Below are 24,477 nucleotides of genomic sequence, written 5' to 3'. Positions count from 1 at the left end.
AAGGCATGTTATCCCCCTCGGTTAACACCCAGCTACTAAAGGCTACGATCGCCTTTCCGATTATATGTTCGATTTTCGCTGGTTACAACCCATCTGAGCAGGAACTATCGAGATGGTCGGTGGTGTACGAGGCGTCTCGCAACTAGTTGAGCACCTCCTCGTGCAGCTGCTTGGCCGTCGCTGCGAGGAGGCGTTGGAGGCTCTTCCGGTTCTCGCCGTAGGTCTTCAGGGCATGGCAGTTTGGGCAGAGGGCGATCATGTTCCAGGGAACGTCGGGTCCGCCCTTGGTCAGGTCGCGTACGTGGTCTACCTGCAAGATTGGCAGGCCCGCGGTGGTGCGTTCCTTGGGGTGCCCCTCGCACTTGGGACTCTCGCAGTTGCCCTTGCTCCGCCGTATCACGGCTGCTCTTGCGCTTGGGTCCCGGACGTAGCGGTCGGCGACGGTCGGCTTCTTCAGCTGGCCTCGCCGTTTGGCGTTCGTTTCGGCCCTCTGCGCCAGACGCTGGTAGGCGTCCTTGTCGCTCTCGCCGGCGTCACGCTCTTCGGGATCGACATCACCGGGCCGGTAGTCGGCAGTGTCGTCGTGCAACTCGCCCGTGTCCGCTTCCAATGCGGCGACAACGTCTGAAGGCCACGTCTCGCGCTCAGGCGAGGGGACGGGGGCCAGTACCCAGAGGAACTCGCGACGCCACTCCTTGTCTTCGCCGAGGCCCCAGCGTCGCCGGCGTTGCACAATCACGGCCCATGTCTCGAAGCTGAACTGTCCTTGGTAAGGCTTATGCCAGTAGCGGAGCGGACGACCATCGGCTTGGTATGAGGCCATGAGCTCATTGCCGTCAGTGATCTCCTGATCGCCGGAGAGGCCGTCTCCCACGTAGGCGATCCAGTTGGTGTCAGGGATACGTCCGTCGGCGTAGGGCCCCTTGTCGTCGGAGAAGGCGCTGAGAATCCCGTCTGCGAGGCAGCCGATCCCTGCCATCTTCTGGCCGCCATAGGTCCGCCAGATAGCGTCGCGGTCCTTGAACGTTTCCCCGAGCAGTGGGCGCAGGGCATCGGCCCACCTGCCGGCGAGCAGAGTGCGGAGGCCAAAGTCGTCTAGCAGGTTGGGGGGGAGCGGGAAGAAGTAGCGCAGCAGCAGGCCTGCCGCGGCACTGGCGGCGGCTTCGGGTTGCGACAGCAGTAGCGTGTAGTCCTCCTCGCGGAGACCGCCTGTCGGATCTACTCGGTTCAAGGACTCCAGCGTGGGACGGCGCCCCTGACTGGTGAGAGTTAGCTCCGCAGCATCGTCAAGGCTCCAAAGGCCGTCTCGTACCAGCACCCAAAACGGGTAGCGGGTGGCGTCGATACCGTCCTCGGCCTGGGCATACTTCTCCATCAGGGGCGCCACGGCATCACGTGTGGTGGACCACGGCTGCATACGGGGCGCGCCAGCCACGGCCTGCCCAAGTGCCCACAGCAGAAGTACGGGCCTGTGCAGCGGCGTGCCATCTGCACGACGGGGCGGCCGGACGTCACCAACTCGCCGGTGGAATGTCTTAGGCGGCTCAACGACTGTGAAGCCTTCCCGCCTGAGCCACGCCACGGCTCCCTCCAGGCCACCGCTGAGTTGTGAGTGCTTTAGCGCAGTTCCGAAGTCGTAGCGATGAGCAACGCCGGCGATGGCCTTGGAGTCATACTCTCGTCCTTCGTGCACGAGCAGGTACGTGAGAGCCGCACGGTAGCCGTACGTGTCGCGGAACGCCTCTGCCCCGAGGCGGTCATGCTCTGCAATCGCACTCAGGATGCCTTCGCGCGTGATCTCAGACGGTGCCATGAACCACACCGTAGATCACGGCACTGACAACAGGCTTCGGAGCGAAGCCGTCTCAGACTTGGTCTCGACGGTGGCTGTGTCCCCAGTCGTCTGGCTGTGTTCATGACGTCTCGTGAGGCTACGCACAGCTCGTATGGGCGTGCCCCAACCCGAGAGCCGTGGGCTATGTGTGGGCCAGCGAAGCACTCCTGAGGCGCAGTCTCAGCATGGGAGCAGGTCAGAGAGCCGGACGTTCGTTGAGGTAGGCGGTCTTGAAAACCGTCGTGGCAGCGATGTCACCGTGGGTTCAAATCCCACACCCACCGCAGCAGGTCAGCGTACGCGCTGGCCACAAGGGGTGCCCCTGACTGGGGGCGCCCCTTTCGCATGGTGTCTGTCTCACCTTGATCCGCCCTTGTCACGTCGTTGACCAGCGTGTGTGGACCACAACGCGGGAGAAGGCGGTGTGACGCCTTGCAGCGGGCCGGCCGTCGATGAGGCCCCAACAGCACCCCCCGCTACGAGGCCGAGACTTGGCTGCGAAATCGCAGATAGTAGTAGCGATGTCCTTTGTCTCAGTTAGTCTAATCCCATGGCGCGTAGCTACACGCAAGTGACGATTAAGCTACTGTTTGGTACAGCGACGCACTGCGCGTACCCAGGGTGCAAACGATCCTTGATTTTCAAGGATCGTGAGCTCTATACGCCTACTGCGCAGATCGCTCATATTCGCTCCGAGAAGAAAAATGGGCCGCGACATGATGCGGCTTACCCCCTCGGCAAGCTCAATGATTTCGAGAACCTTCTGCTCCTGTGTGGTGATCACCACCCACCAATCGACAGGCATGAGTCTAGTTACTCTATCGAAGAGCTGACTGCGTGGAAAATTGAGCAGTCTCGGCAGGGCGAGCGTCAAGTCGGGGAGGCGGAACTTGCCGCCATCGAGCGCATCATTAATCGGGAACCTCCAATCACCTCGGATGCAGTTCTGAGAGGGCCGATCTCATCCCTGGGTCAGAGTGAGCGGTTGCGCCAGGCGGAAGAGCGACTTAAAGAGACCCCACTGGAGTCGGCAGCACTACTTGATCAAGTCGCTGTTCGACTTGAAGGATCCCCGTTTGTCCACCATGCAGCCATCATTCGTAGTCGCCAGTGCATGGCACTAGAGGCAGGTGAGAGCTCCCTTGAGGCTGCAAGACTTCGAGTAGATCTCGGCTGGCGGCACTATTTCTCGGGTGACGTATTTTCTGTCAGTCAGCAACTTCAAGAGATCGAAAAATATCGAGAGTCACTCCCCGAGAGCATTCAAAGAGCAGTCGGCGGTCTCTCGTATTCTGCCGCGTTCGGCTATGAGAGAGGTGTTTCTCTAGACGATCTAGCGGAAGTATTTGATCAGATGGAGATTGCAGATCAAGGCTACTTGAATGTTGCGACTGCACTTGCAGAAGAGGCAGTTACATGGCGCCGACTGGATCTGATCAATTCTCGCATTAGTGCACTGAGGAGCCTGGTTAGTGAGAGTCCAAGAGATGAGCATAGCCTTACTTTGGCGGTGCGGCTTCGGATGTGCATGGCTGAAGCTGAGGGTGATTGGTCTGACCTGACGAGGAATGCGCGATCAACCTACTCACCAGCCATTGCCGCCTGGATTGCCGCAAGGCATGCCCGGTACCTCTGCCTTACCGGACACCCTGACGAAGGAACGCAGCGATGGCAGGATGCAGTTGATGGCGCTGTCACAGCTCGTCTGAATGATTCTGCGGCTGACTGGCTATATTCTCTACGAGCTGCACGAGTGCAGTACTGGCGGCTCAATGAAGACCTTAATGATCTCCATCGCGTCGCTCAGTCCCTCAGGGCGTCCGGCAAAGGGTCGGTGCTTCCTGAGCCGTATCCACTCGCAGAGCGGGCGCTGTCGAGAATTCTCGACAAGAAATGGCCCGATGCACTGCAATGCCTTCATCAGAATCTCAGGCATTCAGTCGTTTCGGCCAGCTGGGCGGCCGAGCTCACGGCGCATGAGCGCTTTGGTGATCTATTTGAGTCGACAGAGAAGTGGTCGGAAGTCCCGCTCCCGTATATTCGTAGCGGGAGGGTGAAGAAACTCAGAGAGCTTGCCAAGAAATGGCCGGATCAAGAGCTGATCCTGGATCCCCCTGCCGATTCTGCTCCTCATTGGGAGAAGAGGGCGGCCTGCGAGTTTGTCTCGTTTGCCGGAAGGTACTTTTCTCGCGAGGGTGCTCAGGCGTGGTCTAGATACGCGCTTTCGGAAATTTGCGACTCTCCTCCAAATAATTCGCAGACGGGTGTATGGGTGCCCGCATTCAGCGCTTTCTCGGCGACTGCGGATGAGGTAAGTCTCGAAGGTGCGCGAAGTTTCCTTGATCTGATGTCGGATTCATTTAACCGGAAGCCTGGAACGCATCACCGCACAGACGAGCCGCTCATTAAGGCAATCGTAAAGATTTGCGATAGTCGTGCCGAATTTGCGCCGCGCGTGGTCGAGATGTTGTGTGATGCAGTGCTGCTCGGTAATGAAGTTAGCGACCAGGCTATGTATGAAGGTGAATGGATCCTGGCTGGTAATCCGGCGCGCGTTCAGCAGCGTTTGAGAGGCGAAGCAGAGAGGGGAAATCCGTACGCTGCACTCGGTCTCGTGGTGGCCGGATGTGACACGACCGTTTGCTTGCCTGTAGCTAGACAGAAGTGTGAGGAGTATGTTCGACCCCTCGTAGTCCAAGCCGGCGTGACGGAACTAAGGGTCGGTTTGGCGGATGCGGCAATCCTTGTCGCGATCCTCGAAGATTCTGACAGGGAGGAATTCGTCAAAGCGATGATGGCGCGGATGCTCGAGTCGCGAGATGTCGAATCGAACCGCGCTAGCGCAATTGTGGCCATCAAAATCGTTGGGTCGAAGTTACGGCCAGAAGCGAGAGATTCTACATTTAATTCCCTGCTCGAATTTGTGCGAGATCCGTTGCCGAGTGCGGTCTCGATGAGCTATGGAGATGATCCTTTCAGTCGCTTTAGGGTCATGGAAGGAGACCTCTCCCTTGGTGCCCTTGCGCTTGAAGCCGCCGGACGGTTGGCGCATACGACAGAGCAGTATGTAGAGGTCCAGCGATCCGCTGTCCCACTGCTTTCCTCGGTGGGAAGCTCGACGTGTCGGTCTATCGCGAGGATGCTTCGAGATCTGCCCGATGGCGAGCTCTCGATGGATGTTGAGATGCTGGCCAATCATCCGAGTCCGTGGCTGCGTTGCTTTGCGGCGTTGGCTTGGAGTCGGGCCCCGGAAAGGTGGCTAGGTCTTGGTGATCGCCTGTCGTCCGATAGCGACCCTGGTGTGCGTCTCATCCTTGCTAAAGGGTTGAAGGATGCACCCGAACATGAATCCGTTCGCACTGTACTGCGAGCCGACCATAGGCGTGATGTTCGGAGATTGGTCGGGTAGACCGGATGGTGTTATTTCAGCCTTCACGCTGCGTGCGGTCTGCTGCATCTAGAGAGCGTTCGATTTGTCGGTTTGAATGATCTTGGTTGCCCTGGATTGCCTTGGCATAGAAGCGGAAGAGGACCGCGATGCTGTGGCCGGCGCGGCGGGCGACCTCAGCGGGCGGGACGCCGGAGTCCAGCCAGAGGGAGACGCCCGCGTGCCGGAGGGAGTACGGCACGTCTGCCAGGGGTGAGCCGACCTCGGCCTCGGTCAGGACCTCTCGGCGGGCGGCCTGCCAGATTTCGCCGTACTCCTTCGAGAGTAGGTGACCGCCCTGGACCGCGCGGAAGAGGCGACCGTCCTCGGCGGTGCCGAACTGCTTGATGTGCTCGCGCACCAGGTGAACCAGGACGGGCGGGATGGGCACGGAGCGGGTTGCCTTGCGGGCCCGCTTCTTGAGCCCCCTGGTGTCGAAGGACTCGCCGGTGTCCGTCCAGCCCGAACCCACACGCGGGGTGCTGGTCGAGAGGATCACCTCTCCCCAGCCTTCTTCCGGGAGGACGAAATCGTTCTCCCGCAGCCCGGTTGCTTCCCCCGGGCGATTCGCCGCGTAGTAGAGGCAGCCGTAGAACGCTTTGAGGTGCTGACCGCGTTTGCCCTGCCTACCAGCGGTGTCGATCAGGTCCTCGGCGAGCCTGGGGCCAGGAACGAATCGGAAGTCGATCTCGTCGTCCGTCCCCGGCGGGCTCCAGTCCACCTGGCCCAGGGGGAGCTTCGTCAGTAGCTCGCGCTCCACGGCGTACCGGAGGCAGTTCCTGAACACGGGGAGCTTGCGCCTGACAGTGTTCTCGGCCGCAGGCGTCCCATCCATCTTGAGTTTCAGGGCGTTGAGCGCGGACCGCACCACAGAAGGCGTGCTCAGGTCGGCGATGTCTACCGACTTACGCTCGATCCAGTCGAGCGCGGCCATGATGTCGGCCGGTGGCGTCTCCACATCGAGTCGGCAACGCAGTACACCGTCGTCACCGCGGACGAACCGGAAGGACCAGGCGTAGAGCGCGGCTCGAAGAGCCTCCGGTGCCGGAGCACCGCGGCTGTCCTTGACCAGCTTGGACGTGACCGTAGCCAGGGCATCCGCGATGCTCGCACGGTGCTTGGCCGAGGCCGCCGGCCACTTCATCTCGGCGTAGGCGCGAGCGTGGGCGAACCACGTGGGGGATTCCAGGGCCCGAACCTCGGATTCGGGCAGACCCGAGTCGGTATCGAAGCGCTCGCGGTTGCGCAGGGCGGTCAGCAACTCCGCGCGGCGGCCGTCCGCTCGAGCCTTGATCTTGTAGCTCTTGGAGAAGGGCTGGGCGCCGGCCCGCCAGCGGAGCTGGTAGGCGGCGGCGCGGTCGGGGCGCTTGCGGATGCCCCAGATCTTCACGTCGTACACCCGAGTGGAGGGTTCGGTTCAACCAGTCTTGCGGTGTGCGTGCCAGGTAGTGGCGGCAGTCGCGAGGCGCAAGGTCCACGGGTGGGGGTCGGCGTTGCTGATCTCGGACCAGACGTTGGCGTTGGCGGCGGCGAAGGCGGTGATGCCTTCGGCGGGGGCGGTGTGCCAGGAGGGGATCTCGGCGGCCCAGCGTTCGGCGGATGTGGGGGTGTGGCCGGAGGCGATGAGCCAGGTGACCCAGTAGCCGGCGTCGAGCCAGGCTGCTCCGCGGGTGGCCCAGGCCCAGTCGACCAGGCGGGCCCGGTCGCCCTGGGGAGCGTGGTCGTCGACGAGGACGTTGGCGTTGTTCAGGTCGGTATGGAGCAGGTGGGTCCCGGCGAAGAAGCGGAGATCGTCCGGGTGATCGGCGTAGCGCTCCAAACGCTGCTCGGCTTGGCGTAGTTCGATGCCGGGGCAGGGGGTCTCGCCGAGGCGGCGCAGGAGGGTGGCGACTTCGGGGAGGCCGGGGGAGCCGGGGGCGTAATCGGCGTGGTGGCCGGTGAGGGCTTGGAAGCCGAGGAGGTCCCATCCGGCGGTCTCGACGCGCCAGCGGAGGGCGGGGGCCAGGCCGGTGAGGAAGGGGGCGACGGTGGCTTCCCGGCTCTGGGTCCAGGCGCGGGGGTGGTCGGTGCGCAGGCCCTTGACGTGCCAGGTGCCCGTGGCGGAGGTGACGCGGGCCGCGATCTCGCTGTTGAAGCCCTCGGCGATCTCCCCGACTGTGAGGAGGGGGCCGGTGTGCTCTTCGACGGCGGCGCGGGCGGCGGGCGGCAGGCGGTCGAGGCCGATGCGGATGGTCGCCATGGGAGTTCACTCTTCCACGGGTGCGGGTGTGCGGGGACGCAGTGGTGCGGGGGCTCCGGACGGAAGAGCGTCCAGAAGCCCCCGCGGTTCTGCGCGACCGGGTTGTCTACCGGTACGGGTTGTCGTCGTTGCAGCCCGGGACGGCGCTCTCGGTCAGCACCTCCAGGTCGTCCAGGAGGATGATCCCCTCGGGCTCCTGCGGGGCCGGCGGCCTGGGGCCGACCTCCACCATGACAGCGGTCATCACGTTTCCTCGCTTCCGTGTTGGCAGTAGGTGTTCAGTGGTGCCTTCGCCTCCTGGTACGCCTTGGCGAGCGGTCGGCAGACCCGGCAGGTGCCGGAGAGCTGACAGCCGCCGCAGCCACCGGTGCGAAGCATCTGGGCATCGGCGATGCCGGGCAAGCGGAGGAGTCCGTCCAGACCCTCGGACATGAGGTCGACGGGGTTCTCACGGCCGACCTTGCACATGGTCGCCAGGGCGTGCGGGTCAACGTGGAAGAAGGTGTGGCCGGCGGGGCAGCCCTTGAAGACGCTGGCCTTGTCCAGGAAGCCGGGCGCCTGTGCGGCCAGAGGTTCGGGAGTGCCCGTGTACGTGGGGGAGATCGTTCCGTACTCCTGGCGGCTCGCCCCGTACTGCTCGGCGAGAGCCCGCATGGCGTCCAGCTCATGGGCGTTGTGGCGGGTGATGATCAACGCCAGTTCCAGCGCGATGCCCGCCGCGCGCGCCGCGACGAGTCCCTTCTCGACCAGCTTGAACGCTCCCGGCTTGCGGGTAAGCGAGTCGAAGCTGTCCGGGGTCGCCCCGTAGAGAGAGACGGTCACCTTGTGCGGCGGCAGGTCGCGCAGAAGCTCGATGATCTCGGGGCGGTGCAGCCGGGAGCCGTTGGTCAGGATCTCGATCAGCATCCCGGAGCGGTGAGCGAGCGTGTACGCGTCCACGAAGTCCCGGTCGATAAGCGGCTCGCCGCCAGTGAACTGGAGCCACAGCACCCCGGCGTCCCGCAGCAGGTGCAGGAGCCGGACCTTGTCCGGCCAGGGCAGCCCCTCGAACTTCCGCTCCGCGAGGTAGCAGTGCTCGCAGTTGAAGTTGCAGCCCTTGTTGATCTCGTATGTGGCGCGGCCGTAGCCGAGACCGGTCTCGGGGCGTACGAGAACGGTGTCTCGCATCACCGCGCCCGCCAGGCCCAGACCCCAGGCAGTGTGGGCGTGGGCGAGGAGCCAGGCCGGCAGCGGGCTGCTGCTCTCGGCGGTCGAGGCCAGCTCTTCGTAGAGGGTCCGTGGGATGCGCATGCCGCCCTTGAAGCCGGGGCGGGCAATCAGGAACGTTCCGTTGTACGGGCTCGCGATCAGCTGGTGCACGAGACCTCCTCCAGGGCGTCTTCCCAGGTGTGCTGCATGGTGTGGTCGGCGAACAGGCAGCAGCCCTCGCCGTCGGGCCCCGGGGCGGTCACCGGGCAGTCCGGGAGTACGGCGAGCCGTGCCTCGTCCGCCCCATGCCACTGGAGCCATAGCGCGGCCCCGCACGTGCTGGCGTCGGCGAGGAGGCCGAAGTGGTCACCGTCGTCGTGTGCGGACAGCTGGCACTGCACCGACCTGTCGATGTACGGGGCGGTCGACGGCTCCCGTGCTTCCCGTGCCAGGTCGAGGGGCACCCGACGCCAGTTCGTGCACCGCTTCACGGCACCGTCCGGAGGAGGCAGCTCGGCGCGTACGGTCTTGCCGTCGCCGTCCGCCCTCAGGAACCAGCCGACGCGGGCGCCCAGGGCCCGGGCCAGACAGATCCCTCGGCCGGACACCTCGGTCGGAGACGGGGCGACGATCGAGCCGAAGCCGGGGAACGCGGGCATCGGGTCGGACACGTCGATCAGGAGCGTTCCGTCCTCCAGCATCGCGAGCCGCACACCGGCCAGGGTTCCCGGCTTCCCGGCGTATCTGACGGCGTTGGCGACCAGCTCGGACAGGATCAGGACGGCGTCCTCGACATCGCCGGCCCACTGCCACAAGGTGAGCGTCCGGCGAGCGTGGATACGGGCCAGGGGCACGCTGCCGCTCGCCATCGAGTATCCAAGGGACCACTCCTGCTCCACAGGAGCCACGGTCTGAGGTTCTTCGATCGAGGCCACCGTCACGGCTCCTCCTCGCTGGCGGTCCAAGCCGCGGCCTCCTCGGACCGCCGCACCACCAGAGAACCGCCGCCCACCAGCCGAGGCACAGGCAATTCCCCCACCGGGGCGCCTGCTGCCAACCGGTAATTCTTACCTGACCGGACATCACATTCTGGTGCCCGGGGCTACCGTGACCGCATGACGGGGAACGAGTTACTCGCCGCCAAGATGGCAGTGACGGGCCTGAGGCAGCACGAACTCGACCAGGCACTGAACGACGAGATCGGCACCCTCACCGGCAGGCCCGGCACCCTCCAGGACCGTCACGTAAGGAACTGGCTGACCGGAAAAACCAGGTGGCCGCAGGCACGACAACGGCGCGCTCTCGAAGCAGTATTCGGGTGTACCGCTCAAGAGCTCGGCTTCATCCCGCCGTCACGCTCCACAGCACCGCCCTCAGTACCACCGGAGGAATCTGTGCGGCGACGAATTTTCGCCGGCAACGTGGTCGGCCTCGTTGCCGCCACCGCACTGCCGTCCCTGTCCGCCACGTCGTACCGTCGCATCGGAATGAGCGACACTGAACGTCTCCGCGTCGCGTTCGCCGAACTCGTCGCATCGGACAACGCGACCGGAGGAACTCCCAGCCTGGAAACCCGCGCGGTCGCCTTCGCTCACCACGCGATGGAACTTCAGGCCGTCGGGTCCGCCAGTCAGCGCGTCCGCGCCCGGCTCTATGAACTCGCCGCCGCCTTCACCGGGACCGCACTGTGGGCCGCGGTGGACTCCTGCGAGCCGGAGCGAGCGCAGCGGCACCTCGAACGGGCGATGACCCTGGCCGGCCTGTCCGGCAGCGCCGAGATCACGTTGCGCCTGTGGGGGCACGCCGGAATCCTCGCCCGCCAGACCAAGCAGTTCAACGATGCCATCGCCGCAGCGACCGCCGCGCGGACCTCTGCCGCCTGCCGCCGGGACCCTCTGTTCCGCTCCCTGGCCCACGCGCGTCTCGCCACCGCGTACGCCGGAGCCAAGCAGCCCACGGCCGCCCTGCGAACCCTCGAACACGCCATCAAGGCATTCGACAGCGCCGACCCACACGCCGAGCGGCCCGTTTGGATGGGCTTCTACGACCGGGCGGAGCTGCACGGGCTGTCCGCCCTCGTCCACGCAGAAGTCGGCCGTCACGACGAGGCGGAGGCCCACCTCCACCACACGCTGTCCCTGCTGCGCCCCGGCTTCAGCCGCAACCGGTCGTACTACCGGTCTCACCTCGCGCTGGCTCAACTACGCCAGGGTGAAGCCGAGCAGGCGTGCGCGACCGCCCTCTCTGTACTGCCCACACAGCCGGGTGATTCACTGACCGAGCGCACCGGCCGGTTGCTCACGGAGTTCACGACAGGGCTGAACACTGTCGCGCCCAGGGTTCGGTGCACGACCGAGTGGATGGACCAGTACCGCCCGAGGAGGCCGCAATGACCGCCGAGATCCGGCACTACACCGCCGAGCAGCTTCCGGAGATCAGGCAGCGCATCCTCGACATCCACGCCGAGGTCAGACACCGGGATTTCGGCCTCACCGGACCGTTCTACGACGTGGAGCGCTTCGACGAACGGCTGTCCGCCTACGCCTCGCGTACCGGGTGGAGCGCCGTCTTCGCCACCGAGGACGGTGAACCCGTCGGGTTCGCCTTCGGCTGCCCGCTCCCGGCGGACACCCGCTGGTGGTCCTCCATGATCACTGAACTGCCGAACGGCTACACCGAAGAGGACGGCGTCCGCACGGTCGCCCTAAACGAGATCGTCGTCCGCAAGCCGTGGCGCGGGCGCGGCATCGCCTGGCAGATCCACGAGGAGTGGCTGTCACGCCGCACCGAGTCCCGCGTCACCCTCCTGGTCAACCCCGCCAACGGCAACGGCGCCGTCCAGGCCGTGTACGAGGCGTGGGGCTACCGGATGATCGGCAAGCAACAGCCGTTCTCCGACTCCCCCGTCTTCGCCTGCATGACGCGTGAACTGCGCTGACCCTCTCAGAACGCTTCCAGTGGACCAGGTGTGGACCGCCGGAGGCGGCGATGGTCCCGGAGGCGGCGATGGTCCCGGAGGGCGGGGAACGAGCAGGTCAGACACGTGGGAGAGGCTTCCCGCAGCACTCTCTTGAAAACCGTCGTGGCAGCGATGTCACCGTGGGTTCAAATCCCACACCCACCGCCGGACGCGAGGTGTGAGGCCCCCGACCAGGAGATTCGGTCGGGGGCCTTACGCGTGCGCGCCGTCCGGTTGGGGCGCCCAAGGAGGCGCTCCCCGAGGGTGTCTCGTCGTAGCGTGGCCGGATGTTCGATCATCTGGAGGTCAGTGTGCTGCCGCGAGGGCGCCGGTACACGGCCAGTCTGCGGATCCTGGTCAATGGGGAGGACGTGGTGGCCGGCGCGGTCGGTGAAGGAGGCCGGGGGCCGCTCGTCGCCGACGCGCTGCCGGCCGGTGGCCCCGGTTTGCTGTGGGCCACCGGTGAGGCACGGCGGGTGGAGCTGGGGGAGCCGGAGTGTGCGGGAGACTGCTGCGGGTTTCTGTCGGTGGTCGTTCAGCGTCTCGGGGGCATCGTGCGGTGGTCCGACTGGGAGGTTCCGTATGGGGAGGACGCCCCGTTGGAGTTCCACTTCGACGCCGAGCGGTACGACGCGGAGCTGGGCCGGGTGGCGGCGGTACGGTGAACGCGTAGGGGCGGGGTGGAGCGTGGCCCGGTCTACTCCGGCGTCGTCCTTGGCCCGAGCGCGCCGAGGACGGCGGGTGCGTCCCTCTTCCGCGTGACGACGAGGACCGGTACGCCGTTGTCCTCGCACTCCACGACCACCGCCCGGCCGTCGTAGTCGGGGCGGCCCGGGGGGTCCGTCAGGTAGGGCGGGCGGACGCGGAGCGGGGCCAGGGCGCGTGGGGCGGTTCTGCGGTGGAAGGCGCCCGTGGGGTCGGGGGTCGTGGCCAGGACGCCGGGGCCCGCGACCAGGTAGCCGGCGTTGCCCGCGTACGGGACCTCGCCCATGATCAGGCCGGGGAAGCATGTCTCCTCGGTCAGCACGGACGACCTCAGCGCGATCGTGTCGTCGCCGCGGTGGCGCCGGTGCAGGAACAGGGCGGCCAGGGCGCAGGCCGCCAGGACCACCGCACCGGCCAGGGCTGTCAGCTGCAGCGCGTCGCCGATGTTGTCGCTGCTCCAGGCAGCCAGCGCGCCGAACAGGCTCAGGAACGTGCCGCCGGTGACCGTGAGGCCGACCTGCCAGGGGAACGCCCGCGGTGAGCGCCTGCCGCTCCAGGCCGTCGCGGCCGCGGCCGTCAGGAACATCGCCCCGAGGATGCCGAGGAGGAGACCGATGGCGAGGGGCATGCGGAAGGCCTCGCGCGGGTCCGCGTTCGTGTAGCGGCGGTCCGGTCCGAAGGCGACGTACCGGATCTGGTCCTGCCAGTACGTGACCTCGATGGTCGCTCCCGGACGGGCGGCCGGAAGCCGTTCCAGGTCGCTCTCGATCCGGGTGCGCGTGGACGTTCCGTCGGCCTCGGTGAGGTGCAGCCAGTACGACGGCGTCTTGCGCATCGTCTCCTTCTCGGCGCGGTCGATCACCGCCGTGACCGTCCGCAAGCAGGCGGGATCCCCTCCGCCGGGGGCCGTGCACGCGGTCGCCGTGGTGAATGCACGCTCGTCGTCGCGGGCTTGCGGCGTGGTGAGCAGCAGCAGCCAGGCCGTCACGAGGGAGAACAGGACGCCCGCTGCCAGGTAGGCGCGTACCGGCCCACGGCGTGCAGGGGCTGCCTCATGGCTCGGTATCGGTGTCACCTGCGCATTCTGTGCCGGTGGGGGTGGAAGCGACAGGGGCGATGCCTGCATGTCCTGAGGCTGCTTCCTGCCGGGAGTCGGCAGTGGCGGGAGCAGCCGGCCCTGCCCCGTGAGAACCCCGTCAGGCCGCGCCGTCCGTCTCCCCGCCCCGCCCCGAGGTCAGCCGTGCCGCTGAAGCGATCGCCGCGCGGGCCTCGTGTTCCGGGAGCCCGGTGCGGACGGCGGCGGCGGTGAGCGCGTCCGCCAGGGCGTCGCCGAAACCGTGTTCGTAGGCGCGGCAGGCCGCCCAGAACAGGCGGGTGTTGCGCTGGCCCTCGTGGGCGGCCAGGACGAACTGCACCAGGCCCTCTCCGCGACGGGCCACGGTGGCCGGTGCGCCGGCGGCCGGTCCGGACGCGGTGCCCGAGCCCGAACCCGAGCTCGATCCCCTGCCCGTGCCGGGGGTGCGGGCGGGCGGCGGGGCCAGGAGGCGGAGCAGGGCGCGGGGGCAGGGGGCCGGGGTGAGGTGGGCGGTGCCGGGGGCCAGGCGGTAGCGGCCGTGGGCGGTGACCGAGCCGGGGCCGACCAGGTAGCCGCCGCTGCCGCGGATGTCGATGCCGGGGGCGAGGCGGCCGGCGGTGTTGGGGACCGTCGCGTCGGCGGGTCCGGTCAGCCAGAGGTGGCGGCCGCCGCTCGGGGTGAGCACCGTGACCGTCGGCGGGATGGTGAACAGGTGCTGGAGGGCCAGCTGCCGCAGCGCGCCCGCCGCGTCGCTGCCGTACGTGGGGTCGACGTCCAGATCGATGCCGATGAGGCGGTGCGGGGCCCGTCCGCAGGCGATGCCGTAGCCGGTGGCCCGGGGCGCGGCGGCGAAGAGGGCGCGGACGGCCGCGGGGTCGGTCGTGGCGTCGTGCACCCCGTGTCCCGGCAGTCCGCACTCTCCCCGGCAGTGCGGCGGCGGCTGCTCGCCCCGGTGCGGCGAGCGCAGCGCGGGGAGCTTGGTGGCGGAGAGCGGGAAGACGGGGAGGCCGCGCCCGGCGGCGGCGAGGGCGTGAGCAAGGGCCAGGGTGGGGGTCTGCCGGTCGATGGTGGCCATGCCGTCATTTTCGTACATGCGTTCGAATAAGGGAAGGGGGAGGTGGAGGGGTGGGGTGGAGCCGTCCGGGAGGGGCGGGTGGCGGAACGCTTCTTCCCGGGCGTGCCAACGGGTTGCCGAGGTCGCCTCGCTGACCTGGACTTTCACGCGGCTTAGGAGGTTTATCCGCTCTTCGTCATACGTGAGGGGGAATCGGGGGGCGGTGAGGGGTTCGCCGGGGAGGTGCTGGGCAATTCTGGTCTCGCGACGTTGTGAACAGCACCGGGGTGGTCGGCCAACTCCCCCGGGATCAGCCGAATATGAAGCCCTGATTCCGTTTTCTGGAGGACCTGACATGGCACGTATCCGTACCGCTCGCGCTCTCGCCGCTGTCGCTGCTCTGCCCCTGACCGTCGCCCTCTGTGGAGGTGTCGCCATGGCGGACAACGGCTCCTTCGCGAACGACGGATCGAACGCGGCTGTGGCGACGGTCGGCGGCAGCGGCGTCGGCGGCCACAACACCGGCAACTCGTCCACGACCCAGCAGCAGGCGGTCGGGGCCGGTGCGTCGAACCAGAACACATCCGCCCAGGTGAGCGACTCGGCCTTCGTGCCGATCGACCAGTCGGACCACAGTGTCGCGGTGAACTTCACGCCCTTCTTCTGGTGATCCTCCTCGGGGGACACGGGCGGCACGGGTGACACGGTCGCGGTCGCCGGGGCCTCCCGGGGGTGGGTCCCGGTGGACCGAACGGCAGCCCGCGCGAAGGCACTTCGGTGCCCTCGTGCGGGCTGCCGCCGTCTTGACAGAGGTCCATATCTGACGGACAGTCAGAAATGGCGGAACGTGGGCCGCCGATCGCCGGGTACGCCGGTGGCCGGTCGGGAGCGCTCCGGGTTTTCCGTATCCGCGGCTCTGGAGGCCCCTCCGTGCATCTCGCTCCGACGGAACGCCAGCAGCGGCTCCGTGCCGAACTCCGTTCGTACTTCCGTGCGCTGATGCCCGGTGCGCCGGACGGCGGGAAGGGCGGCGGGAAGGGCGGAGGGAGGAGCGAGGAGAAGGGCGGAGGGAGGAGCGAGGAGAAGGGCGGACGGGAGGACGGACGCGAGAGTGGACGGGAGGGCGGGGGCGCCGGGCCGGACGCGGGCGAACAGCGGCGGCTGCTCCGCCGGATCGGTGCCGACGGTCTGCTCGGTCTCGGCTGGCCCGAGGAGTACGGCGGCCGGGGCCGGGGCCCCGACGAGCAGTTCGTCTTCTTCGACGAGGCGTACCGGGCCGGCGCCCCGGTCTCCATGGTCACGCTCAACACCGTCGGCCCGACCCTGATGGCGTACGGGACCGAGGAGCAGAAGGCGTACTTCCTGCCCCGCATCCTCGGTGGCGACCTCGTCTTCGCGATCGGCTACAGCGAACCCGAGGCCGGTACGGACCTGGCGGCGCTGCGGACCCGTGCTGTGCGGGACGGCGGCGACTGGGTCATCGACGGCCAGAAGATCTTCACCAGCAACGCCCAGCAGGCGGACTGGATCTGGCTCGCCTGCCGTACGGACCCCGAGGCTCCCAAACACCGCGGCATCTCGATCATCCTGGTGCCCACGGACTGCCCCGGTTTCTCCTGGACGCCGATTCGGACGGTGGGCGGGATCACCACCACCGCCACCTACTACGACGGCGTACGCGTCCCGGCCACGAACCTCGTCGGCGTGGAGAACCAGGGCTGGCGGCTGATCACCAGCCAGCTCAACCACGAACGCGTCGCCCTGGCCGCGATCGGCATGCAGGCCGAGGACTTCTACGAGGAGGCCCTCGCCCACGCCCGTACCCCCGACCCCGCGACCGGGCACCGCAGGATCGACGAGCCATGGGTGCGCGCCCGGCTCGCGGAGGCGTACGCCCGGCTCGCGGCGACGCGCCTGCTGAACTGGCGGCTGGTCGACGCCGTCGGCGCCGGAGCGCCCGCCCCCGGGGAGGCCAGCGGGGTGAAGTTCGCGGGCACCGAGAGCGCGGTCGAGGTCTACCGGATGTGCCAGGAGGCCGTCGGCGACGCCGCCCTGCTCCGGGGTGGTTCTCCCGGCTGTTTCGGGCCCGGTGGCGAGCTGGAGCGGATGAACCGCGCGGCGCAGATCAACACCTTCGGGGGCGGCGTCGGCGAGGTGCAGCGCGAGATCGTCGCCACGGCCCGGCTCGGGATGACCCGGAGCAAGCGATGAGCGAGCGGGAGCATGAGGCACGGGAGCCCGAGGCCCGTGATCAGCTGTACGAGCGGATCGCCGCCTACGAGGGCCGCGCCGCCGCCACCGGGGGCAGGGGCAAGGACCCGGTCAACGAGCCCATGATCCGGCACTGGTGCGAGGCGATGGGCGACACCTCGGCCGCCTACCGGGGCCCGGACGCCGTCGCCCCGCCCACGATGCTCCAGGCGTGGACGATGGGCGGGCTCTCCGGGCACACGGACGGTACGGGGCGCTCCGCGGCGTACGACGAGATGTTCGCCCTGCTCGACGGCGGCGGCTACACCTCCGTCGTCGCGACCGACTGCGAGCAGGAGTATCCGCGGCCGCTGCGCCCCGGGGACCGGATCACCTTCGACACGGTCATCGAGTCCGTCTCCCGGCGCAAGACGACCAAACTCGGCACCGGCTACTTCGTCACCACCCGCACGGACGTCCGCGCCGACGGCGAACCCGCCGGAACGCACCGCTTCCGTATCCTCAAATACCGCCCCGCACAACGGAGACAGCCCGTTGGCCCCACCCTGCGGCCCCGGCCCGTGATCAATCGCGACAACGCCGATTTCTGGGCCGGAGTCGCCGACCACCGGCTCCTCATCCAGCGCTGCACCGACTGCGCGACCCTGCGCCTCCCCTGGCTGCCCGGCTGCAATACCTGCGGCGGCGCGGAGTGGGACACGGTCGAGGCGTGCGGTCAGGGCACGGTCTTCAGCCATGTCGTGATGCACCATCCGCCGTTCCCCGCCTTCAGCCCGTCCGGTGAGGGCGGTCCGTACGCCGTCGCGCTGATCGAGCTGGCCGAGGGCGTCCGCATCGTCAGCAACGTGATCGGTGTGCCGTACGACAAGGTCCGCGTCGGCATGCCCGTACAGCTGGAGTTCCTCGTCACGGACCCCGACCTGGAACTGCCGGTCTTCCGGGCGAGCGAAGGCGGTTGAGATGGACTTCACCCCGAGCGAGGGGCAGTCCGCCGCACAGGGTCTGGCGGCGCGGATCTTCGGCGACCTGTCCACGCACGAGCGGCTGGCGGCGGCCGGCACGGGCACGGACGCGGAGCTGTGGAAGGAGCTGTGCGCGGCGGGACTGCCCGGCGCGGTCGAGGACATCGGGCTGCTCGGCCTCGTCCTCCTCCTGGAGGAACAGGGCCGGACGACCGCCCAGGTCCCGTTCGCGGCCACCTGTGTGTACGGGCTGCTCGCGGTCGCCGAGCACGGGACGGCCGAGCAGCGCGAGCGCCTGCTTCCCGGCCTGCGCGACGGTACGGCGGTGGCGACGGGCGTCTTCCCGGCGCGGGGCGGTGTACACACGTCGGGCGGTGCGCTGTACGGGGCCGCGCCCTGGGCGCCCTGGCTGCGCGACGCCACCCACGTGCTGGTGGCGGACGCCGACCGGGCCCTGTGGATCGTCGAGGCGGGCGCGCCGGGCGTGGCCGTCACGCCGGTGGAGACGACCGCGCCCTGGTCGGCGGGGCGGCTCGTGCTCGACGGGGCGCGCGGAGAGCGGCTCGGCGACGGGCCGGAGGCGTACGCGGCCGTCCTCGCCACGGCCCGTACCGCCTTCGCCGGGCTCCAGGCCGGGGTGTGCGCGGGCTCGCTCGCCCGCGCGGTCCACCACACCGTCACCCGCGAACAGTTCGGGCGTCCGCTCTCCACCAACCAGGGCGTCCTGCTCCGCGCCGCCGACGCCCACATGGACACCGAGGCGATCCGGGTCACCGCGTACGAGGCGGCCTGGCGGCACGACGAACGGAGGGAGTGCGGAGCACAGGCGCTGACCGCCGCCTGGTGGGCCTCGGAGGCGGGCAAACGGGTCGTCCACGCCGGGCAGCACCTGCACGGCGGCACCGGGGCCGACCTCGACCACCCGGTCCACCGGCACTTCCTCTGGGGCCGTCAGCTCGACGCGTATCTCGGCTGCGGCAGCGAAGTCCTGGAGGAGCTGGGCCTGTTGCTCGCGGACAGCCGTAGGGAGGACGCGTCGTGACGCGGACGTACCGTGTCGGCGACGAGCTGCCGCCCTTGGACATCCCGCTGACCCGGACCCTGATCGTCGCCGGGGCCATCGCCTCGCGCGACTACCAGGACGTGCACCACGACGCGGAACTGGCCCGGGAGAAGGGCTCCCCCGACATCTTCATGAACATCCTCACCACCAACGGGCTCGTCGGCCGCTACGTCACCGACCACTTCGGCCCGGCCGCCGTTCTCCGCAAGGTCACGATCCGCCTCGGCGCTCCCAACTACCCGGGCGATGTCATGCGGTTGACCGGGCGCATCGCCGAGCTGGCCGCCGGAGCCGCGACCGGAGCCGCGACCGAAGCCGCGAGCGAAGCCGCCACCAGAGCACCGGCCGGGGCACCCGACGAAGGACGCGACGGAGGCCCCGCCGAGGCGACCGTTCAGGTCACCGGCGACAACGGCATCGGCCGCCACGTCACCGCAACGGTCACCGTGACCCTGCCGACAACGGTCACCGTGACCCTGCCGGCCCCGAGCGACGAAAGGGCCGGAGCATGAGCATCCGCAGGGCCGACTCGCTCGGCGGGAAGGCGGCGATCGTCGGCATCGGGGCCACCGAGTTCTCCAAGGACTCCGGCCGCAGCGAGCTGCGGCTGGCCGTCGAGGCCGTCCGCGCCGCCCTCGACGACGCGGGCCTCACCCCCGCCGACGTGGACGGGCTCGTCACCTTCACCATGGACACCAGCCCCGAGATCACCGTCGCCCAGGCGGCCGGGATCGGCGAGCTGTCGTTCTTCTCCCGGATCCACTACGGCGGCGGCGCGGCCTGCGCCACCGTGCAGCAGGCCGCCCTGGCGGTGGCGAGCGGGGTCGCGGACGTCGTCGTCTGCTACCGGGCCTTCAACGAGCGCTCCGGCCGCCGCTTCGGCTCCGGCGTCCAGCGGCGCGAGCCGACCGCCGAGGGCACGGCGCTCGGCTGGAACCTCCCCTACGGGCTGCTCACCCCGGCCTCCTGGGTGGCGATGGCAGCCCAGCGCTACCTGCACGCGTACGGCCTCGACCCGGAGGTCTTCGGGCATGTGGCGGTGGTCGACCGACTCCACGCGGCACGCAACCCGGCCGCGTACTTCCACGGGAAGCCGATCACGCTCGCCGACCACGCCGCCTCCCGCTGGATCGTGGAGCCGCTGCGGCTGCTGGACTGCTGCCAGGAGACGGACGGCGGCCAGGCTCTCGTCGTCACCAGCCTGGAGCGCGCCCGCGACCTGCCCCGCCCGCCCGCCGTCGTCGTCGCGGCGGCGCAGGGCGCGGGCCGGTCGCAGGAGCAGATGACGAGCTTCTACCGGGACGGGCTGACCGGCCTGCCGGAGACCGCCGTGGTCGCCCGGCAGCTCTGGCGCAGCTCCGGTCTGGCCCCGGCCGACATCGATGTGGGCATCCTCTACGACCACTTCACCCCGTTCGTCCTGATGCAGCTGGAGGAGTTCGGTTTCTGCGGTCCCGGCGAGGCCGGGGCGTTCGTCGCGGCCGACGCCCTGCCCCTGAACACCCATGGGGGTCAGCTGGGGGAGGCGTACCTCCACGGGATGAACGGCATCGCGGAGGCCGTCCGGCAGATCCGGGGGAGTTCGGTGAACCAGGTGGCGGGGGCGGCGAGGGCGCTGGTCACGGCCGGTACGGGCGTCCCGACGTCGGGCCTGGTCATCGGCGCGGACGGCTGAGCGGTGACGCCCGGCCCGGGGGGCTCTCGGGGGTGGACCCTTACGGCCGGGCGGAGGCCCGTCCACCTTCAGGAGGTGCAGGGTGCACACCCCCTACAACCTGAGGCGGACGAGGCTTCGGGACCTGGGGGCGATCCCCCCGGCGGCGCTCGCTCCTAGCGTTGGGTACATGACCACGCCAGTCTGCACGGGCGCCTCCAGGGCGGCCTCTGCCACCGCCGCCGGCCACCCCCACGCGCCCTACGCGTCGTTCTCCTCGTACGTACGGGCCCGTGGACCGGTCCTGCTGCGTACCGCGCGCTCGCTCACCGCGAACCCGTGCGACGCGGAGGACCTGCTGCAGACCGCGCTCGCCAAGACGTACGTCGCGTGGGAGCGGATCGAGGACCACCGGGCGCTGGACGGCTACGTACGGCGGGCGCTGCTCAACACCCGCACCTCGCAGTGGCGCAAGCGCAAGGTCGACGAGTTCGCCTGCGAGGAGCTGCCCGAGCGGGAGGCCTTTCCGGCGCCCGACCCGGCCGAGCAGCAGTCGTTGCACGACGCGATGTGGCGCGCGGTGCTCAAGCTCCCGGACCGTCAGCGCGCGATGGTCGTCCTGCGCTATTACGAGGACCTGAGCGAGGCCCAGACGGCGGAGGTGCTCGGCGTGTCGATCGGTACGGTCAAGAGCGCCGTCTCCCGTGCCCTCGGCAAGCTCCGCGAGGACCCGGAGCTGACGCCGGTCCGCTGACTCCGGGACGGCTCGACACGTGATCCGGACGTTCCGGCACGCTCCGCCACAGGGCCTCGGACACGGCTCCCGGCAGGAATTTTCCCGCGAGTAGTGACATACCGCGTGGTATGTGCGCAGAATCAGCGGAACCTTACTGCCGCGTAGCGCCTACCGGGAGGACGCCGTGCTGAGCACCATGCAGGACGTACCGCTGACTGTCACACGCATCCTGCACCACGGGATGACGATCCATGGGAAGTCGCAGGTCACGACCTGGACCGGAGAACCCGAGCCGCACCGTGTCACCTTCGCCGAGATCGGCGAGCGCGCCACCCGGCTGGCCAACGCGCTGCGCGACGAGCTGGGCGTCGACGGCGACCAGAGGGTCGCGACGCTCATGTGGAACAACTCCGCCCACGTCGAGGCCTACCTCGCCATCCCCTCCATGGGCGCCGTGCTCCACACCCTCAACCTCCGGCTGCCGCCCGAGCAGCTCGCCTGGATCGTCAACCACGCGGACGACAAGGTGGTGATCGTCAACGGCTCGCTCCTGCCGCTCCTGGTGCCGCTGCTGCCCCACCTGCCGAGCGTCGAGCACGTGGTCGTGTCCGGCCCCGGCGACCGCTCCGCCCTCGCCGGAGTCACGCCGCGCGTGCACGAGTACGAGGAACTGATCGCGGGCCGCCCCACCACGTACGACTGGCCGGAGCTGGACGAGCGCCAGGCCGCGGCGATGTGCTACACCTCCGGCACCACGGGCGACCCCAAGGGCGTCGTCTACTCGCACCGCTCGATCTACCTGCACTCGATGCAGGTCAACATGACCGAGTCGATGGGGCTGACCGACAAGGACACCACGCTCGTCGTCGTGCCTCAGTTCCATGTGAACGCCTGGGGTCTGCCGCACGCCACGTTCATGAGCGGCGTCAACATGCTCATGCCGGACCGCTTCCTGCAGCCCGCCCCACTCGCCGACATGATCGAGAGCGAGCGCCCGACGCACGCGGCCGCCGTGCCCACCATCTGGCAGGGCCTGCTCGCCGAGGTCACCGCCAACCCGCGCGACCTCACCTCCATGGCCAACGTGACCATCGGCGGCGCGGCCTGTCCGCCCTCGCTGATGGAGGCGTACGACAAACTCGGTGTCCGGCTCTGCCACGCCTGGGGCATGACGGAGACCTCGCCGCTGGGCACCATGGCCCACCCGCCCGCCGGCCTGAGCACCGACGAGGAGTGGCCGTACCGGGTCACCCAGGGCCGCTTCCCCGCCGGGGTCGAGGCGCGGCTGGTCGGCCCCGGTGGCGAACGCCTTCCGTGGGACGGCGAGTCGGCCGGTGAGCTGGAGGTCCGGGGGCCCTGGATCGCCGCCGCCTACTTCGGCGGGGCGGACGGCGAGCACCTGCGCCCCGAGGACAAGTTCAGCGAGGACGGCTGGCTGAAGACCGGCGATGTCGGTGTGATCAGCACCGACGGCTATCTCACGCTCACCGACCGGGCCAAGGACGTCATCAAGTCGGGCGGCGAGTGGATCTCCAGCGTCGAGCTGGAGAACGCGCTGATGGCCCACCCGGATGTCGCGGAGGCGGCCGTCGTCGCGGTGCCGGACGAGAAGTGGGGCGAGCGCCCGCTGGCGACCGTCGTTCTCAAGGAGGGCGCCGCCGGAACCGACTACGAGGCGCTGAAGGCGTTCCTCGCCGAGTCGGGCATCGCCAAGTGGCAGCTGCCGGAGCGCTGGTCGGTGATCGCCGCCGTGCCGAAGACGAGCGTCGGCAAGTTCGACAAGAAGGTGATCCGCAAGCAGTACGCGGAAGGCGAGCTGGATGTCACCCGGCTCTGACTTACCCAGCTCTGACGTCACCCGGCTCTCACTTACCCAGCTCTGACGTCACCCGGCTCTGAGGCTCCGGAGTCCGGTTTCACGTGAAACAGGGCGGGGCGGTACGGGAAACCCGTACCGCCCCGCCCTGTCGCGTGTGCGGTCAGTTGGTGCCGATCTTCGCCAGCAGGTCGACGATCCGCGACTGGACCTCGTCACTGGTCGACCGCTCCGCCAGGAAGAGGACGGTCTCGCCCGAGGCGAGCCGCGGCAGCTCCGCGTGGTCCATCCCGGCCGAGGTGTAGACGACCAGCGGGGTGCGGTTCAGTTGCCCGTTGGACCGCAGCCAGTCGATGATCCCGGCGCGCCTGCGGCGTACCTGCATCAGGTCCATCACCACGAGGTTCGGACGCATCCGGCCCGCCAGGTCGACGGCCTCGCTGTCCGTCGCGGCACGCGCCACCTGCATCCCGCGCCGCTCCAGGGTCTGCGTCAGCGCCACCGCGATCTCCTCGTGCTCCTCGATCAGGAGCACCCGTGAGGGATGCTGTTCGCTGTCGCGCGGGGCCAGCGCCTTGAGCAGGACGGCCGGGTCGGCGCCGTACGCCGCTTCTCGGGTCGCCTGCCCCAGACCGGCGGTGACCAGCACCGGGACCTCGGCCGCGACGGCCGCCTGACGCAGCGACTGCAACGCGGTACGGGTGATGGGGCCGGTCAGCGGGTCGACGAAGAGCGCGGCGGGGAACGCGGCGATCTGGGCGTCGACCTCCTCGCGGGAGTTCACGACCACCGGACGGTAGCCCCGGTCGCTGAGCGCCTGCTGGGTCGGCACGTCGGGCGCGGGCCAGACCAGCAGCCGACGCGGGTTGTCCAGCGGCTCGGGCGGCAGCTCGTCGTCGACCGGGTGCGGGTGCGGCCGGTTGGCGACCTCGACCGCGCCCCCGGGCCCGTCGAGCGGCTCGGGACCCTCCGCCCCCTCGTCGGGAGCCCCTATGGCGTACGCGCGCCCCTCCGCGAGGGGCGGCGCGAGCAGTTGCCCCTCGCCGTAGGCAGCGCCGGGCCCGCCCTGTGCCGGCTGGCCCGGCTGGCCCGGCCGAGCGGACTGCTGCGCCTGGTCCGGCCCCTGGTACTGGTCCTGGTCCTGGGACCGGGCGTGGGTCGGGTTCTGCCGCGGCCCGGGCGCGGATGCGGGTGCGGGAGCGCCCGGCCGGTCCTGCTGGGACGGAGCCTGCCGGCCGCCGGCGGCGGGGGCACGGTCGCCCTCCGGCGGGGCGGCGAGCTTGCGGCGTCGGCCGGCCCCACCCAGGCTCTGGTGCGGCTGGTTCTGCTGATGCGCGAGGTGCTGGGCGAACGGCACGCCCTGGCCCAGCGTTCGCACGCTGAAGGCCCTCCCCTGGGTCGAGTCGGGGTTGCTGCCGTCCGGCATCGGCTCCTCTGCCGGCAGCGGCTGCCGCCGCGCGTCCGGGGCGGGGGCGCCCGCGGCACCGTCGGCCGGGTGTGCCACCGGATCGGCGACGGCCGCGACGCCGGTGGTGTGGGCGGTCTGCCCGGTGT

20 protein-coding genes and 1 pseudogene are annotated in these 24,477 nt (G+C 68.9%); 12 read left to right on the top strand and 9 right to left on the bottom strand.

The features are described 5' to 3' along the window. Nucleotides 1–142: 142 nt before the first annotated feature. Entirely contained in the window at nucleotides 143–1,813 is a 1,671-nt protein-coding gene (locus CR470_RS00100; protein ID WP_097865630.1) for an HNH endonuclease signature motif containing protein, read from the bottom strand. 571 nt (nucleotides 1,814–2,384) lie between these two features. On the opposite strand from CR470_RS00100, the gene CR470_RS38995 reads away from it, so the two are divergent. Then, entirely contained in the window at nucleotides 2,385–5,243 is a 2,859-nt protein-coding gene (locus CR470_RS38995) for an HNH endonuclease signature motif containing protein (protein ID WP_143663733.1), read from the top strand. A gap of 16 nt (nucleotides 5,244–5,259) precedes the next feature. Here the strand turns inward: CR470_RS38995 and CR470_RS00095 are convergent, their stop codons facing one another. The 5 genes from CR470_RS00095 to CR470_RS41060 form a co-directional block, all read right to left on the bottom strand. Then, nucleotides 5,260–6,660, bottom strand: a complete 1,401-nt coding sequence (locus CR470_RS00095; RefSeq protein WP_097865511.1) for a tyrosine-type recombinase/integrase — start codon at nucleotides 6,658–6,660, stop codon at nucleotides 5,260–5,262. Nucleotides 6,661–6,678: 18 nt separating this feature from the next. Beyond that, nucleotides 6,679–7,500: an aminoglycoside phosphotransferase gene (locus CR470_RS00090; RefSeq protein ID WP_097865510.1), complete on the bottom strand. Its 822-nt coding sequence runs from the start codon at nucleotides 7,498–7,500 to the stop codon at nucleotides 6,679–6,681. A 106-nt stretch (nucleotides 7,501–7,606) separates the two neighbouring features. After that, nucleotides 7,607–7,744: a hypothetical protein gene (locus CR470_RS39220; protein ID WP_179892068.1), complete on the bottom strand. Its 138-nt coding sequence runs from the start codon at nucleotides 7,742–7,744 to the stop codon at nucleotides 7,607–7,609. After that, on the bottom strand, nucleotides 7,744–8,859 hold the full coding sequence (locus tag CR470_RS00085) for a radical SAM protein (protein WP_097865509.1): 1,116 nt from the start codon (nucleotides 8,857–8,859) through the stop codon (nucleotides 7,744–7,746). The genes CR470_RS39220 and CR470_RS00085 overlap by 1 nt, the downstream gene beginning before the upstream one ends. Next, complete coding sequence (locus CR470_RS41060) at nucleotides 8,847–9,623, bottom strand: ATP-binding protein (protein ID WP_306667779.1); 777 nt, start codon at nucleotides 9,621–9,623, stop codon at nucleotides 8,847–8,849. Before CR470_RS41060 ends, CR470_RS00085 begins: the two co-directional genes overlap by 13 nt. 552 nt (nucleotides 9,624–10,175) lie before the next feature. Between CR470_RS41060 and CR470_RS00070 the strand changes: the two genes are divergently transcribed. From CR470_RS00070 to CR470_RS00060, 3 genes are all read left to right on the top strand, one after another. After that, on the top strand, nucleotides 10,176–11,081 hold the full coding sequence (locus CR470_RS00070; RefSeq protein ID WP_143663732.1) for a hypothetical protein: 906 nt from the start codon (nucleotides 10,176–10,178) through the stop codon (nucleotides 11,079–11,081). Further along, complete coding sequence (locus CR470_RS00065; protein WP_097865507.1) at nucleotides 11,078–11,626, top strand: GNAT family N-acetyltransferase; 549 nt, start codon at nucleotides 11,078–11,080, stop codon at nucleotides 11,624–11,626. The genes CR470_RS00070 and CR470_RS00065 overlap by 4 nt, the downstream gene beginning before the upstream one ends. A 308-nt stretch (nucleotides 11,627–11,934) precedes the next feature. Then, nucleotides 11,935–12,312, top strand: coding sequence for a hypothetical protein (locus CR470_RS00060; RefSeq protein ID WP_097865506.1), 378 nt, complete (start codon nucleotides 11,935–11,937; stop codon nucleotides 12,310–12,312). A gap of 32 nt (nucleotides 12,313–12,344) precedes the next feature. Here CR470_RS00060 and CR470_RS00055 read toward each other — a convergent pair whose 3' ends face one another. Both CR470_RS00055 and CR470_RS00050 read right to left on the bottom strand, forming a co-directional pair. Next, nucleotides 12,345–13,427, bottom strand: a complete 1,083-nt coding sequence (locus CR470_RS00055; protein WP_143663731.1) for a hypothetical protein — start codon at nucleotides 13,425–13,427, stop codon at nucleotides 12,345–12,347. A 121-nt stretch (nucleotides 13,428–13,548) separates the two neighbouring features. Then, nucleotides 13,549–14,502 (bottom strand): bifunctional DNA primase/polymerase, encoded by a 954-nt coding sequence (locus tag CR470_RS00050; RefSeq protein WP_097865504.1) that lies wholly within the window; start codon nucleotides 14,500–14,502, stop codon nucleotides 13,549–13,551. 334 nt (nucleotides 14,503–14,836) lie between these two features. Between CR470_RS00050 and CR470_RS00045 the strand changes: the two genes are divergently transcribed. From CR470_RS00045 to CR470_RS00010, 8 genes are all read left to right on the top strand, one after another. Next, nucleotides 14,837–15,151: a hypothetical protein gene (locus CR470_RS00045; RefSeq protein ID WP_097865503.1), complete on the top strand. Its 315-nt coding sequence runs from the start codon at nucleotides 14,837–14,839 to the stop codon at nucleotides 15,149–15,151. 260 nt (nucleotides 15,152–15,411) lie between these two features. Beyond that, the gene (locus CR470_RS00040) at nucleotides 15,412–16,692 is read left to right on the top strand and encodes an acyl-CoA dehydrogenase family protein (protein ID WP_097865502.1); all 1,281 of its coding nucleotides are present in this window, start codon (nucleotides 15,412–15,414) and stop codon (nucleotides 16,690–16,692) included. Continuing rightward, nucleotides 16,689–17,651 (top strand): bifunctional MaoC family dehydratase N-terminal/OB-fold nucleic acid binding domain-containing protein, encoded by a 963-nt coding sequence (locus tag CR470_RS00035; RefSeq protein WP_097865501.1) that lies wholly within the window; start codon nucleotides 16,689–16,691, stop codon nucleotides 17,649–17,651. Before CR470_RS00040 ends, CR470_RS00035 begins: the two co-directional genes overlap by 4 nt. A 1-nt stretch (nucleotide 17,652) precedes the next feature. Continuing rightward, on the top strand, nucleotides 17,653–18,696 hold the full coding sequence (locus CR470_RS00030) for an acyl-CoA dehydrogenase family protein (RefSeq protein WP_097865500.1): 1,044 nt from the start codon (nucleotides 17,653–17,655) through the stop codon (nucleotides 18,694–18,696). Continuing rightward, nucleotides 18,693–19,229 carry a MaoC/PaaZ C-terminal domain-containing protein gene (locus tag CR470_RS00025; RefSeq protein WP_097865499.1) on the top strand — a complete coding sequence of 179 codons (537 nt, stop codon included), beginning with the start codon at nucleotides 18,693–18,695 and terminating at the stop codon, nucleotides 19,227–19,229. The genes CR470_RS00030 and CR470_RS00025 overlap by 4 nt, the downstream gene beginning before the upstream one ends. After that, nucleotides 19,226–20,392, top strand: coding sequence for a lipid-transfer protein (locus CR470_RS00020; protein WP_097865498.1), 1,167 nt, complete (start codon nucleotides 19,226–19,228; stop codon nucleotides 20,390–20,392). The genes CR470_RS00025 and CR470_RS00020 overlap by 4 nt, the downstream gene beginning before the upstream one ends. Before the next feature lie 169 nt (nucleotides 20,393–20,561). Next, nucleotides 20,562–21,125: a SigE family RNA polymerase sigma factor gene (locus CR470_RS00015; RefSeq protein WP_012380021.1), complete on the top strand. Its 564-nt coding sequence runs from the start codon at nucleotides 20,562–20,564 to the stop codon at nucleotides 21,123–21,125. 166 nt (nucleotides 21,126–21,291) lie between these two features. After that, complete coding sequence (locus CR470_RS00010) at nucleotides 21,292–22,944, top strand: long-chain fatty acid--CoA ligase (protein ID WP_097865497.1); 1,653 nt, start codon at nucleotides 21,292–21,294, stop codon at nucleotides 22,942–22,944. 142 nt (nucleotides 22,945–23,086) lie between these two features. Here the strand turns inward: CR470_RS00010 and CR470_RS00005 are convergent. After that, a pseudogene (locus tag CR470_RS00005) lies at nucleotides 23,087–24,477 on the bottom strand (response regulator); the annotation flags it as partial.

Origin of the sequence: Streptomyces sp. rh34, from assembly GCF_002551245.1 — a bacterium.
GTDB lineage: Bacteria > Actinomycetota > Actinomycetes > Streptomycetales > Streptomycetaceae > Streptomyces.
This window is presented reverse-complemented; position numbering and strand designations above follow the sequence as displayed.